We start from the raw sequence: 13,612 nt of genomic DNA, 5'->3' as shown, positions 1-13,612 counted from the left end.
GAACCGCCGCCGTCAGCGGTCAATCACACAGCGCGGCAAGCAATTCGGGAAGTGGCACGGTGGCGATGCCGATGGCGGCGTCGCCGATACCGTAGGGAAGTACCAGGGTGTCGGCATGTACCAGAGCGCCGCAGGAGTAGATCACATTGGGCACATAGCCGTTCTGCTCGTCGGTGGCGGGGCTCATCAGCGGTTGGCGTAGCCGACCGACAATCCGGGTCGGATCGTCGAGATCGAGCAGGATCGCTCCGATGCGGTAGGTACGCATCGGGCCCACGCCGTGAGTGAGCACCAGCCAGCCCGCCTCGGTCTCGATGGGCGGACCGCAGTTCCCGAGTTGCACCGCCTCCCATGCCTGCGCCGGTCGCTGGACGGGAACCGCGCTCGGCCACACCGATAAATGGTCGGAGTAGGCGATCGCATTCGACTCGCGGTCTGCCCTCGACAGCGCCGCGAATCGCCCGTGGATCCGGCGCGGAAACAACGCCAGGCCCTTGTTGGCCGCGGCGCGTCCGACGATCGGTGTGGAGGTAAAGGATCGAAAATCCTTTGTCTCCAACAGCTGTTGGTTGATACGGGTTCCGCTGTAGGCAGTGTAGGTGGCTAGCCACCTGACGGCTCCGTCATCATCGGTGAAGCGGACGAAACGGGCGTCCTCCATCCCGGCCTGCTCAACCTCGATCGCTGGCCACAGCACCCGCTCGGACAGCGGGACGCTGTCAGCGAATTCGACGGCGTAGGTGCGGTCTGCGATGGCGCGGATCACCGAGATCGTTTCTCCGGCACGTCCACGGGTGCTCAGATGGTTCTCCAGGGTGGCGAGTCGCTGATCGAGTTCCGCGCGGGTGAATCGGTCACCGAGCGCATCGAGTACGTAGCGACTGGCCTCGCCCGCATCGTCGAGGCGGGCGAGCTCACTGCGGAAGACGGCCGCGTCCAGCAGGGTCGGTGTCGCTGCTCCGGCGGTGGCGAAGCGGCTCTGATCATCGATGGTGGCGCATCCCGCCGCGTCGATGACGCCGGTGCGGAACCCGATCGAGGAACGATGTCCTTCCCCGATGCCCCGCATGCTCAACACGAATCGCAGGCCGCCCGCTGCCGCTCCCGCCTGGTCTGGGTGGGCCACGATGCTGGGATTGCACAGCGCGGCACCCTCAATGGCGTACTCGTTGGTGAACGCCGCGCCCAGCAGCAGCATCCGTATTTCGGAGAGCTCGCGGCCGGGGTCCAGCCGGTCGGCGAGTTCCCGGGCGTGCCGGCCGAAGGTGCCGACCAGATCGCGGTGCCGCCCGTCGAAGCGTGCCACGACATCGTCTAACGACGACCGCGCCTCGTCCTCGTCCAAGGCCAGGATCCGTGCCAGCACTGCGCCCGCGCGAGACTCCTGGTACTCGAAACCCTCCTGGCCGGGTACGAAGAGCCGGGTGATGACCCGAGATGGGTCGGCCGCAAGCCGACGGGGGCTGCGCACGACCAGTCCGTCAAGCACCGAAGTCATTGCGGCACAGTCGAGAAGTTCTGAGCCTGCTGCAGGGTCGACAGCACGGCCAGTGTCGACTCCGCGCCCTGATTGCGATTCACCCCGTCGGCGTGCAGACCGTCGAATCCGCCGCCCGTGTCGGGATCCCACATCGGCTGTCCCGCGTCGTTGTCGCCCTGGAACCACGCCGCGGCCGCTCGGACCCCGTCCGGCCAGATCTGCCTGGCGTCGACGCCGGCGGCGCGTGCGCACGCGTCGGCGAGCGTGGCCACCTCGATCGGCTGCTGGTCGAATCCGGGCCGTAGATCAGTGGGGCCCCGCCCCGCCGCCGGGGTGGGGGAGAGGTGTCCGTCTGCCGTTTCGTATCCGACCAGCCATTCCAACAGGTCCAGACCGCGCTCCCACAGTGTCGGCGTGTCGAGCGCAGTGCCGGCTGCGATCATCGCCTCGGCCAGGACCGCGTTCGCGTAGGTCAGTCGTTCCTCGGGCCACGGCCAGGCGGGGTTGTCGTTCGGTTCGGCGACGGTGGCGGCGTAGTCGGTGACGAGCTCGCGGGCTGCGCGGTGCTCGGCATTGACGGTCAGGAGTTCGGCGGCCCCCAATGCCGCGAAGGCCATCGCGCGCGGCCAGATCGACCGCCCCTGGGCGGCGCGCTCGAACTGCACGATGGCCGACTGGCGCACCCAGCCCACGTCGCTGTGCGCGGCGGCCGTCCCGAGTCCCCAGACGCATCTACCCCAGCAATCCTCCATGGCAGGCTCATCCGTCCAACCTCCGGAGCTGTCCATCCGGTTGCGGCAAGCGCCGGTGAGGGCTTGCGCCTCGTTCAGGAACCGCACCGCAACACTGGCGAGGCGGTGCACGTCCCCGTCGGCGCGCGGCTGGCGGGTGGCAACGACGAGAACGCGGCTCATATCGTCGGCGCAGTAGCCGTGCTCGCGCCGAGGCTCGGCGAAACAGGCGTGCTCGAAGGTGCCCCGATGGTCCGTCATGCGCAGCAGATGGTCGAAGACCGGGGCCGGTGCGGTGATGGTCATACCGATGCCGGCCGCTGTGCGAGGTGGCGGCGCGCCAAGCCCAGATAGGCATGGGCGACGCTCGTCCAGGCCATCGTCGGGGCCAGTCGGCGGGCCTCGGCGGCCATCGAGCCTGCCACGCGCGGGTCGGTCAGCACCCTGCGCAGGGCGGAGGCGAGCGCGTCGGGGTCATCGTGCCCGACGACGATGCCCGCCCCGGTGCCGAGAAGCTCAATGGCGTGCGGGAAGGCGGTGGCGACCACCGGCCGGCCGCACGCGATGGCGTCGACCAGCACACCGGACGTGACCTGATCGGTGGAGTCATAGGGCAGGACGACCGCCGCCGAGGACTGCACCAGTGCGACCAGTGACGAAACGCAGCGATAGGCGGGGTCGAAAGACACCGAGTCTTCGACACCGCTGCTGCGCGCCTGTGCGGCGCGCGCGTCACGGTAGGCCTCGCCATCGGCGGCCAGAACCTTCGGGTGCGTGCGGCCGGCTACCAGGTAGCGCGGCCGCCCGGGGAGATCATGCAGGGACCCCATCACGTCGATCACTCGCTCGATGCCCTTGCCTGGCCCCAGTAGCCCCCAGGTCAACAGGGTGGGTCGGCCTGAACGCTTTAGTGCGGCCTGCCGGGGCACGGCCGCGCCATGCGGGATCGTGGTGACTTTGCGGCGATCGATGTTGAAGTCGTGGCGTAGGCGCTGACTGGCGACCTCCGACATGACGACCACCTGATCTGCCCTGGCCGCGATCGCTTCGAATACCGAACGCTGGTGTGGGGTAGGGCTTTTGAGGATCGTGTGCGCGACGATGATGGACGGGATGCGCAACCCGTCTATCAGGTCGAGCACTTCTTTCCCGTCGGCGCCGCCATAGATCCCGTACTCGTGCTGGATGATCGCGACATCGCTCTGGTTGAGCAATTCTGCGCAGGCCTCCACCGAGCCCGCCGACCCATTGACCAGCTCCCCGACGACCCGGGCACTGCTGGACGGCGTCCCGTCCGCAATGCGCACGACGCTGACCTCGGAGCCATTGGCGGACAGTCCGTCGCACAGAGCAGCGGTGAAGGTCGCCAGCCCGCACGGGGTCGGTGGATACGTACTGACGATGCCGAAACTCGGGGGGCTCGAAAATCGTTGTTGCGTCTTAAGAGCGGTAAAAGGTGGGCAAGCGAACAGAGCATTCATGGTGATCCCGACGTACTGCCGTCACCGGTGTGCCCGGTGCGAGCGATTGCTCTACAAGATCAACGGCGAAATGCTGACTCATCCCGGACTGGCTCGGTTCCCAACTTTTTCCAGCGTACACCCCTATTTCGCCGGCCTCACCCGCGCAACCGCACCAGCCGCGTCGTCGAACTCTCGTCGAGCTCCACCAGATCCGAGTAGGACCGCAGGAAGTCGCTGAATGACTTGTAGCCCAGGGCCTTCTCGCTGAAAGACGGATCCATGCGCTTCATCTGTGCCTTGACCGACGAGTTGTGCAGCCACTCGACGTCGTCTTTCTCCAGGCCGATCTGCAGCGCGCGGATAAGCAGTGCGGTGGCGGTGTCCTGCGGATCTGGTTGCGGCGGCTCCTCGGGCTCCTCCTTGGCCCGGCGAGTGCGCCGCTTCGGCTCGTCTGCGTCTGCGTCGGCGGCGGCCGGCGCGGGCTCGAACACCGGCACTCCGGGCAGCGCGTCGTAGCTGACGAAGTCGTCGCAGGCCGCAGCCAGTGCGCGGCTCGTGGAGCCGGCCACTCCGATGCCGACGACGTAGCGGCCCAAGCGTTTACAGCGCTGGGCCAGCGGGATGTAGTCGGAATCGCCGGCCACGATCACCACATGGGTCAGATCCGGCAGCCGGAACATGTCCTCGACCGCGTCGACCGCCAACCGAATGTCGGCGCCGTTCTTGCCGTAGGCGGCCGCCGGGAACAACTGCACCAGATCGACCGCTCGGCCCACCAGCTGCGCCCGGTAGCCGGTGTTGACCTCCGCCGACCAGTCGGCGTAGGCGCGGGTGAGCACCAGCGTCCCGAACGACGAGGCGAAGTCGATGATCGCCCCGACATCGACGGTGGCCCGGGCGAGGCGCTCCGGTTGCTTGGCCAAGCCCTTGGACTTGTCCTTTTGAAACGAACTGCGCCCATTGACCTGGTCGTAGCGGGAGATCACGATGTTGTCGAAGTCGAGGTAGACCGCGACCCGGGTATCGCCGGATTCCGTCATGGTTCCAGTGTGGCGTACCACCGGCCTCATCCCTAACGGCTTGGCGGGGATGGGGGAGGTGCCCGCCTCTGAGCGACAACCGCGCGGGCGGTTCGGGGTGGGTGCGATGTGTCGCTCAGAGGCGGGCAACGGTCCACATGGTCCGGCTCGACGACGCGCCTACCGGCCCGACGGCGCGCGCCTAGCCGGCCCGGTACCACCGCGGGATCAGCTCCGGGTCCGGCAGTGGGTACTGCCCGAAGAACCCGTGCGGGTCACCGCGCAGCACCTGGGCGTTCTGAACGTCAGCGCGCTGGCGGATACTGCCTAGCCGGCTCAATTCGGCGGCGCGGTACGCGGTGTAGCTGCGCAGCACCCGGCGTGTGACGATCACCAGCACGGTGATCACGGCGCCGGCCAGAATGAGCCAGCGCAGCCACCACAGCAGCACGATGAACAACAGGATGGCGAAGCCGGTTCCGTTGCTGGCCGACTGTTGGCGATTCCCCATGGTCGCGACGGTAAGCCGGGGGTCTGACACCTCGGTGTCCGAAAAGGAACCTCACGCCTCCCGAAGGCGCAGCGCCAGCCCGGAGGCCCGCACCACCCGGCGGCCCAGCGCAGCCCGCACCGAGGCCTCCGACCCGACCACCCGCACCTTCGTCTTGGCCCGGGTCACCGCGGTGTAGAACAACTCCCGGGTCAACAGTCGCGACTCGACGGGCGGCATCAGCACCGTCACTTCGCCGGCCTGGCTGCCCTGGCTCTTGTGGATCGTCATCGCGTACATGGTCTCGACCTCGGCGAGGCGGCTGGTGGCGAACTCCAGCGGCCCGGACGCCGTGGAGATCACCGCGCGCAGTCCCTCGTTGCGGACCACCACCGCCCCGGTATCGCCGTTGCGCAGCCCGAGCCCGTAGTCGTTGGCGGTCACCAGCAACGGCCGGCCGGCATACCACTCGGTCCACATCGGGTCACCGGTCTGCTCGGCCACCAGGCGGCGGATCTGCTGGTTCCAGTGCCGCACCCCGTGTAGGCCCTCCCGGTGTGCACACAGCAACCGGTGCTCGTCCAGCGTCGCCGATGCCGCCGTGGCATCACCGAGCAGCGCGGCCTGGCGCACCGCCAACGCGTGCGGGACCACCAGAGTCGCCAACCGCTCGGCCACGTCGGCCGCGTGGTCGGTGTCGATCCACTCCACGTGTTCGCCCCCGGCGGCCAGCAGCGCGATCGCCTGATCGGCATCGCCGTCGCGGATCGCCACCGCCAGCGCGCCGATCGACTCGCCGAACCGGTGCGACGTCCGCAGCGTCGCCACCCGGGTGTCCGGCCGGGCCGCCAGCCCGTCCACCAGATCGGCCAGCACCGCGCCGGCTTCCACCGACGCCAGCTGGTCGGCGTCACCCACCAGAATCAGCCGGGCATCGGGGCGCATCGCCTCCAGCAGCCGGGCCATCAGCGTCAGCGACACCATCGACGTCTCGTCGACCACGATCACATCGTGCGGCAACCGGTTGGCCCGATCATGGCGGAACCGCACCGAGCTGTCCGGGCGCGAACCCAGCAGCGTGTGCAACGTGGTCGCACCCAGTCCGGCCAGCCGCGCCCGATCCACCGGCTCCAGCTCGGCCACCTCCGCCGCGACCGCCTCGGTCAGCCGGGCCGCGGCCTTGCCGGTCGGGGCAGCCAACGCGATCCGCAGCCCGGGCGTCCCGGACCGCTCGGCATGCTCGGCCAACAGCGCCAACAGCCGCGCCACCGTGGTCGTCTTGCCGGTGCCCGGCCCCCCGGTCAGCACCGTAACCGGTTGTGACAGTGCGATTTCGGCGGCCGCCCGTTGCTCATCGAACTTGCCGGGCGGAAAGAGTCGCTCAAAGGCGGGCAACTGAGTCGGTGCTGTCCCCGGCGCCGACAACGCCAACAGGTCCGTGCAGACCTGCTCCTCCTCGCGCCAATACCGGTCGAGGTAGAGCAGCCCGCCAGAAGGGATGTCATAGAGCCGCAGCACCTGCGCCTGCACCAGCTGACTGGCACGCACCGCGGCCAACCAGGCCTCTGGCTCCGGCCAGGTCACCTCCGCGCCGTCGGTGTCGGCGGCCACCGACGACAGATCCAGACACACCGACCCATGACGCAGCGCACGCACGGTCAGCGCGAGCGCCAAGCCCACCGTCTCATCGGGCTCACCACCCAATGCTGTGATGCGTTGGGCAGCATGGACATCGGCGGCATCCAGCACACCGGCCTGATTGAAGTCCCGCAATAGCCCGGTGGCTCGGGAGGCCACTCGCCACTCCAACAGCTCGCTCATGCCGCCCGCCTGGCGTGCAACAGATCCGACAGCGCCACCACCAGTGCGGCCGGCGGCCGCCAGTCGAACACCCCGGCACGGTGCCCGTCGAGCACCGGGGTGTCCGGGCCGCACATCCCACGCACGAACAGATACAGCACCCCGCCCAGATGCTGCTCGGGGTCGTAGCTGGGCAGCCGCCACCGCAGGAAGCGGTGTAGCACCGCGGTATACAGCAGCGCCTGCAGCGGGTAGTCCGAATGCAGCATCGCGGCGGTGAGCCGATCAAACCCGTAGTCGGCGGCGGTGTCGCCGAGCCGGTTGGTCTTGTAGTCGACCACCAGGAAGCGCTGCTCGGGCACCCGCAGCACCACGTCGATCGACCCGGACAGATAGCCGCGCAGCGGCTGGCCGCCCAGTGCCTCGGTGGCCAGCCGGTCGGCATAGGGGGCTAACGGGTCGTCGGCGGGCAGATGCTCGCGCAACAGCAATCCCACCTCGGCCAGCCGCACGTCCGGCGCCCCGCCCCGAACATCCCCGCCGGCCAGCGGAATCTCGAAATCCAGCTCCCGCAGCCGGTCCCGGGTGCCGATGTCGCGCAGTGTCAGCCCGTCGGCCAGCGGCCCCAGCGGGGTGTCGTGCATGGGCACCAAGGCAGCTGCCAGCACTGCAGGATCGGCCTCCACCGACCACCAGGCGGCGTGTTGACGCACGTGGGCTTCCAGTTCGGCTGCCAGGTCGGCCGCGAACGGATCGGCCGTCTCCAGCACGGCGTGCACCAGCGAGCCGAAAGCCGCCCCGGCGGGCAGCTCAGCCATCGGCGAGACCAGATCCGCCCCGGCCGGCGGCGGCGCCACCGCCACCGGGACGTCGTCGGCCTCGTCGTCGCGGGCCGTCAGCTCCGGTTCGCTGTGCACCCCGAGTGCCCCGTCTTCCGAAGCGTGCCGGATCAGGCCCGAATACGAGGTGCGACGCCAACCGGTGTCGATGTGCCGGTGGAAGTGCCGCGCTTCCAAGTCATCCGGAGGCTGCGCCGGCGTGACCGGGGCCAACGCGGCGATCACCGACTCCTCGATGACCAGACCGCCGGCGGCCTCCCACTCCCGAAAACAGGCCAGGGCTTCGTCATCGGATGGTTTGGGCTCGCAGCGATCCGGCACCGGCGCCTCGCCGCGGCGACGGCCCCGCAGCAGCCGGGACAGGCCGCCGTTGGGTTCGTCGTAGGACGCCGACCACCACGCCACCACCTGCGACTGCGCCCGGGTCAACGCCACATAGGCCAGCCGAATGTCATTGCGGGCGGCCTCGGCCAGGCTCAGCCGTTGCACGTCGCTGTGGTCGGAGCTGTCCGGTCCGCCGACGTGCCGGCAGCGGACGCCGGCTTCGTGGTAGAGCGGGATGGCCTCGTCGAACATGTGCCGATTGAACGCGAACGGCAGGTACACGATCGGGAACTGCAAACCCTTGGCGCCCCACACCGTCAGGATCTGCACTGCTGCGGCGTCAGAATCCAGTCGACGATTGTGCTGCCCACCGCCGGTTCCTTCCGTGCACTGGCGGCGCAACCAATCCCGCAACGCCGGCAGGCCCAGCCGGTCGCGGTGCGCGGCCTCATGCAGCAGCTGCGCCACGTGCGCCAGATCGGTCATGGTGCGTTCCCCGCCGTACTCGCCGAGCAGGCGGCGCTTCAGGCCGGCCAACTGCGCCGCCTCGAATACCGCCGCCGGACCGTGCAGCCGCAGCTCGTCGGCCCAGTCCCGCAACGTCGATGCCACCTTGTCGGTCAACGCGTCACCGCCGTCGGCCAGCGCGGCGGCGGTATGGCCGAAGAACACCGTCGCCGCGGCGGCCCGTACCAGCCCACCGCGATGGGTTGCTTCGAACGCCTCCAGCAGACACAACCAGTCGGCGGCCGCCGCCGAGGAGAACACATCGGCGTCACCGGTGAACACCGCGGGAATTCCGGCTCGCAGCAAGGCTTCTTGGCAGGCGGCCGCGTCCCTGCTGTTCTCGACGATCACCGCCACGTCGCCGGGGCTGATCGGCCGGCCGTCGAAGGTCGCGCCGCTGGCCCACAAGGCGGCGACGTCGGCGGCCAGATCATCGGGGATATGGCGGCGCAGCTTGGGCATCGGGGCGACACGGTCTGAGGCGACGCCGAAGGTCGCGCGGCCGACCACCCGCAGCCGGAACGGCGCGGTGCTGGGCGCACCGGCCAGCCGGGTACCGCCGACCGCGGCCTCGACGTCGTGGACCACGATCTGCGGATCACCCAGCGCCGCACCGCCCATCACCGTCTGCAGCGCACCGACCAGAGCCGAGTCGCTGCGCCAGTTCACCGCCAGGGTGCGCTGCTGCCCAGCGGTGCGCGCCGCCTGCAGGTAGGTGTAGATGTCGCCGCCGCGGAACCCGTAGATCGCCTGCTTGGGGTCGCCGATCAGCACCACCGCCGAATGCCCGACGAAGCCGCGTTCGATCACCTGCCACTGGATCGGGTCGGTGTCCTGGAACTCGTCGACCATCACGATCGGCCAGCGCTGCCGCATCCGCTCGCGGGCCGGTGAATCTTCGGGTTCCAGCGCACCGGCCAGCCGGCGCAGCAGGTCGTCGTACCCGAGTACCCCGAGCCGGCGTTTGCGCAGCTCCAACTCCGTGCACACCGCGTCGACGAAGCGCAGCCGCACCTCGGCCACCGTGCCCGGTTCGGGATCTTGCGGGCGTAGTTGGGCATACGGGTCGGCGACCACCACCCGCGCGAGCTTCAGCGCGTCGGCGTAACTCAGTGCCACCTCGTCGCGCTGCGTCCCGAAATTCGCCAGGTACAGGTCGTCGACGACCCGGATCACCAGATCGTCGAGGCTTTCCACCAACTCGACGCCGGCGCTGGTGTCACCGGCGATGCCGAGCGATTTGAGCACCAGATGACAGAACTGGTGAGTGGTGGCGATGGTCGCGGCGTCGAATCCGGCCAACGCATCACGCAGTCGCCGGCGGCGCAGCTCCCGCTCGTCTGCGCTGCCGCTGCACAGATGCGCGAGGAGATCATTGGGTTCCTGCGTGCCGGTGCCGTCGAGGGCGGCCAGCGTCTCCACCAGTTGGCGGCGCACCCGGTCACGCAGTTCCCTGGTGGCCGCCCGGCTGAAGGTGATCAGCAGCATCTCGTCCAGCGTGGCGTGCCCCTCGGCCAGATAACGCGTCACCAGGCCGGCCAGCGTGAACGTCTTACCGGTGCCGGCGCTGGCCTCCAGCACTGTGGTGGTGCCCAGGGCCGGCAGCGGGCCCAGCAGATCGAAGCGTTCCATCAGCGCGCCCGCCGTTCCGCGCGCAGCAGCGGCAGCCACAGTCTGGCCGCCAGCGCGCCTAGTCGGGTGTCCTCGCCGTCGATCTCCTCGCCCGGACGGGGCGGCCGCTGCAACACGTCAAACGGTGCGCGTGGGCCCCAGACCCGGACGCTGGCGGGTTCGGCGTCCTCGCCGGGGTAGCGCTGGGTGGCCCATTTGCTGCTCGCATACCAGACCGGGTCGCGGCCCGCGTGACGCTTCTCGGCCCACGCGAACGACGTCTTGATCGGCAGCGGCAGCGGTTCGCAACGCCCGATGTCGTAGAGCCACAACAGCTCCCGCAACGTCTCGATCGGATTGGGGGGCGGCCCGAACAGCCGCTGCAGGGCGCGTTCGCCGTCGCGGGCCCGGCCGATGCAGCGAGCGCTCCATTCGACGTCGGGACGCTGGGCGGCCAGCGCCACCAGCGGAATCCAGGCCTGCAACAGGTGGGTATCGCGCAGCTTGGAGTAGTTGACCGACACCGTGGCCGCATCGAACACCGGGGTGACGGTGCCGGTCAGCCGGCGACCACCGCCGAGATCCAGATCGATGTCGTAGGTGGCCGGAGCACGTGTGCGATGCTCGCGCGCCGCGGCCGCCAATCCCACGACCCGGTCCCGGATCTGTTTGGCGGTGCGCCAGCCCAGTTGCCCGGGCGGCAGGCTGCCGCGCCGCCATTCGGCCGCGATGGCCTGGGCGGGGTCGATGCCCAGCAGCATGTCGTGCAGCATCCGGTTGCCGACCGCCCATTCGCCGAGCGCGTCGATCTCGACGGGCATACCGTCCTCGACCTCGTCGACCTCCCACGGCAGCGTGTAGTTCAGCGCGCTGAAAAAGCCCTTGACCGGGTCCTTGAAGAACTTCAGCAGGTCGGTCAGCGCAACGTCTGCCGGTGGTGGGGGAGGCAGTGGGTCGGTGATGAACTGCTGCGCGTCGCGGCGGGCTCCGGCCGCGGTTCGCGCCGCCAGCGGCACGGTCGGATCGAAGGTGAAGGGCACGTCGGGGATCAGCCGGCCGGGTTCGACGTTCTTGACGTCGAAGGGCTGCAGGGGATGCTCCACAACCAGGTGCTCGCGCACCGGCTGCGGCGTGGTCTGATCCAGCGCGTCGATCAACTCGGCCAGCGGGACGGCGGGCGGGCGGGGGTGGCCGCTGTGTTCGTCGGCGCCGGTGTAGGTGATCACCAGCTTGTCGGTGGCGGCGGTGATCGCATCCAGCAGCAATTGCCGGTCCTCAGAACGGATGTCACGTTCCCCGGTCATCGGGCGCCGCGCCAGCACGTCGTCACCGTCGGGCAGGTCCAGCCGGGGGAACACCCCGTCGTCCACGCCCAGCAGGCACACCACCCGGTGCGGCACCGAGCGCATCGGCACCATGGTGCACACCGTCAGCGTTCCGGTGCGGAAGTTGGCCCGGGTCGGGCGCCCGGCCAGATGCCCGGCCATCAGCACCCGCACATCGGGCAGCCGCAGCGCGATGTCGCTGCGGTCCGCGGCGTCCTCGAGTACCTGCGCCAGCTCGCGCTGCAGATGCGCGCTCTGCCAGGCATCCGTGCCGGCATCGGCCAGTTCGGCGACCCCGTCGCGCAGCGCGGCGATCCACTCCGCCAGCGGGCGAGTGCCGTCCAGCTTGTCGACCGCCGACTGCAGCCGTGCGACGAACTCGGCCAGCTTCCCGGCCAGCTCCACCTGACTGCTGCCGACATCATCGAGGGGGAGCGCGGTATCGAGCCAGGCCTGCGAATCGTCGGACATCGCCACCCCGGTCAGGATGCGGTCCAGCCCGAATCGCCAGGTGTTGTGCACGATGTGGGACAGCCCGTAGCGCTCGCGGGTGTGCGGATCGAAACCCCAGCGGATGTTGGCGGTACGCACCCACGTGGTGATCTGGGCCAGATCGTTGTCGGTGAAGCCGAACCGCGCCCGCACCGGGTCGGTGTGGGCGAGATTGAGCACGGCGGTGGCAGTGGCGCGGCTGCCGGCGATCTCCAGCAGTTCGGCCGCCACCGCCAGCAGCGGATTGGTCTGGGCCAGCGCCCGGTCGGCGAGCTGCACCCGCAACCGGTGCGCCGGGTGGGTGTCACCGGCCAGCTCGCCCAGACCGAAGTCGGCGACGATCAACGGCGCATACGTCTCGATGTCCGGGCACATCACCACGATGTCGCGGGGCTCCAGCGTCGGGTCGTCGTGCAGCAGCCCGAGCAGGACTTCGCGTAGTACGTCGACCTGACGGGCCGGGCTGTGGCAGCTGTGCACCTGCACCGAGTGGTCGGATACCGCGTGGTTGCGGCCCTGGGGGCGTAGCGCGTTGGCGCCCAGATCGGATTGCAGCCAGCCCAAGAGTGTGTCCGGCCGCGTCACGGCACGCAGGTATTCATCGCTGTCGCGCTTGGCCGGCAGACCGCGCTGCAGCTCACGCAGATCGCGGCCCAGGGTCTCCAGCAGCGGATTGTGTGCACGGTGCCGGGTGTCGTCGTCGGTGCGCGGCACGGTGCCATGGACGTCGTCGAGTGAGCGCCACAGCGCGTCGGAGGGGTGCGGCAACCACAGGTGCAGGTCGTGATGGGTGGCCAGAGCATCCAGCAACTCGATGTCGGTGCACGCCAACCGGGTGTGCCCAAACAACGACAGCCGCGGCGGCAGCGTCTCGATCGGCGCCTGGCGCAGGCGCGCGACGGTATCGCGGTGCCGAACGTGCGGGGGATCGATACCGATGGCAGCCACCAGCGCCCGCCACAGCGGCGGCTGCCAGCCCAAGTCGTCGTGCAACGCTGCGCCGGCACCGTCGGTGGCCTGGCCGGCGCTCCAGTCGACGAGCAGCTGCGGCCGCTGGCGGGCATACGAGGCGAACAATCCGGCCAGCCGGCGCGCCACCGCATAGCGTCGGCCGCGGCGCAGCTCACCCTCCGGACTGGGGTCGGCGTGACCCAAATGTCTTGCCAGCGTTGCACACCACGGCTCATACAGGCTCGCATCGATCACCGTCAACAGCGGCCAGGTCATGGCATCAGGCGACCACGGGTCTTCGTCGCCGGCGCCGATGATCTCGGCGATCAACGAGGTCGGGCTGCGGAACTCCACGCCCGCGCACACCCCGTCGCCCCCGGGACCGGCGCCCAGCACGTGCGACAGGCGCTGGGACAGCCAGCGCTCCACCCCGCGCGCCGGCACCAGCACCAGCTCCTGGGCGAACGGGTCGGCCGGCGGCGTCGCCAACAGCGCACCGAGGCCGTCGGCGAGGACGTCGGTGCGCTCGGCGCGGTGCAGGTGCAGTCCCATCGCGGCCACCCTAAACCGCGGCCCCGAC

Annotated in this window: 8 protein-coding genes; all 8 read right to left on the bottom strand. The window is 69.6% G+C overall.

Annotation, left to right across the window (positions count from 1 at the left end; genetic code table 11):
* Window positions 1–19 precede the first annotated feature (19 nt).
* Window positions 20–1,498 (bottom strand): glycoside hydrolase family 130 protein, encoded by a 1,479-nt coding sequence (locus ACJH71_RS01860; protein WP_406756323.1) that lies wholly within the window; start codon window positions 1,496–1,498, stop codon window positions 20–22.
* Window positions 1,495–2,517 (bottom strand): glycosyltransferase, encoded by a 1,023-nt coding sequence (locus ACJH71_RS01855; protein ID WP_406756322.1) that lies wholly within the window; start codon window positions 2,515–2,517, stop codon window positions 1,495–1,497. Before ACJH71_RS01855 ends, ACJH71_RS01860 begins: the two co-directional genes overlap by 4 nt.
* A complete protein-coding gene (locus tag ACJH71_RS01850; RefSeq protein ID WP_406756321.1) occupies window positions 2,514–3,692 on the bottom strand; it encodes a glycosyltransferase in 1,179 nt (392 codons plus the stop codon). The genes ACJH71_RS01855 and ACJH71_RS01850 overlap by 4 nt, the downstream gene beginning before the upstream one ends.
* A 137-nt stretch (window positions 3,693–3,829) precedes the next feature.
* Window positions 3,830–4,714 carry an NYN domain-containing protein gene (locus ACJH71_RS01845; protein WP_406756320.1) on the bottom strand — a complete coding sequence of 295 codons (885 nt, stop codon included), beginning with the start codon at window positions 4,712–4,714 and terminating at the stop codon, window positions 3,830–3,832.
* A 181-nt stretch (window positions 4,715–4,895) separates the two neighbouring features.
* Window positions 4,896–5,204 carry a hypothetical protein gene (locus ACJH71_RS01840; RefSeq protein ID WP_406756319.1) on the bottom strand — a complete coding sequence of 103 codons (309 nt, stop codon included), beginning with the start codon at window positions 5,202–5,204 and terminating at the stop codon, window positions 4,896–4,898.
* A gap of 51 nt (window positions 5,205–5,255) precedes the next feature.
* Complete coding sequence (gene recD, locus ACJH71_RS01835; protein ID WP_406756318.1) at window positions 5,256–7,004, bottom strand: exodeoxyribonuclease V subunit alpha; 1,749 nt, start codon at window positions 7,002–7,004, stop codon at window positions 5,256–5,258.
* Window positions 7,001–10,285, bottom strand: coding sequence for an exodeoxyribonuclease V subunit beta (gene recB, locus ACJH71_RS01830; protein ID WP_406756572.1), 3,285 nt, complete (start codon window positions 10,283–10,285; stop codon window positions 7,001–7,003). Before recB ends, recD begins: the two co-directional genes overlap by 4 nt.
* Complete coding sequence (gene recC, locus ACJH71_RS01825) at window positions 10,285–13,584, bottom strand: exodeoxyribonuclease V subunit gamma (protein ID WP_406756317.1); 3,300 nt, start codon at window positions 13,582–13,584, stop codon at window positions 10,285–10,287. Before recC ends, recB begins: the two co-directional genes overlap by 1 nt.
* Window positions 13,585–13,612: the final 28 nt, after the last annotated feature.

The organism is Mycobacterium sp. SMC-15 (assembly GCF_045310925.1).
GTDB lineage: Bacteria > Actinomycetota > Actinomycetes > Mycobacteriales > Mycobacteriaceae > Mycobacterium.
This window is presented reverse-complemented; position numbering and strand designations above follow the sequence as displayed.

What these genes read in the sequence shown, in the direction of transcription:
- recC (WP_406756317.1), bottom strand. Translation starts at nt 13,584, where the DNA reads ATGGGACTGCACCTGCACCGCGCCGAGCGCACCGACGTCCTCGCCGAC.
- ACJH71_RS01840 (WP_406756319.1), bottom strand. Translation starts at nt 5,204, where the DNA reads ATGGGGAATCGCCAACAGTCGGCCAGCAACGGAACCGGCTTCGCCATC.
- recB (WP_406756572.1), bottom strand. Translation starts at nt 10,285, where the DNA reads ATGGAACGCTTCGATCTGCTGGGCCCGCTGCCGGCCCTGGGCACCACC.
- ACJH71_RS01845 (WP_406756320.1), bottom strand. Translation starts at nt 4,714, where the DNA reads ATGACGGAATCCGGCGATACCCGGGTCGCGGTCTACCTCGACTTCGAC.
- ACJH71_RS01860 (WP_406756323.1), bottom strand. Translation starts at nt 1,498, where the DNA reads ATGACTTCGGTGCTTGACGGACTGGTCGTGCGCAGCCCCCGTCGGCTT.
- recD (WP_406756318.1), bottom strand. Translation starts at nt 7,004, where the DNA reads ATGAGCGAGCTGTTGGAGTGGCGAGTGGCCTCCCGAGCCACCGGGCTA.
- ACJH71_RS01850 (WP_406756321.1), bottom strand. Translation starts at nt 3,692, where the DNA reads ATGAATGCTCTGTTCGCTTGCCCACCTTTTACCGCTCTTAAGACGCAA.
- ACJH71_RS01855 (WP_406756322.1), bottom strand. Translation starts at nt 2,517, where the DNA reads ATGACCATCACCGCACCGGCCCCGGTCTTCGACCATCTGCTGCGCATG.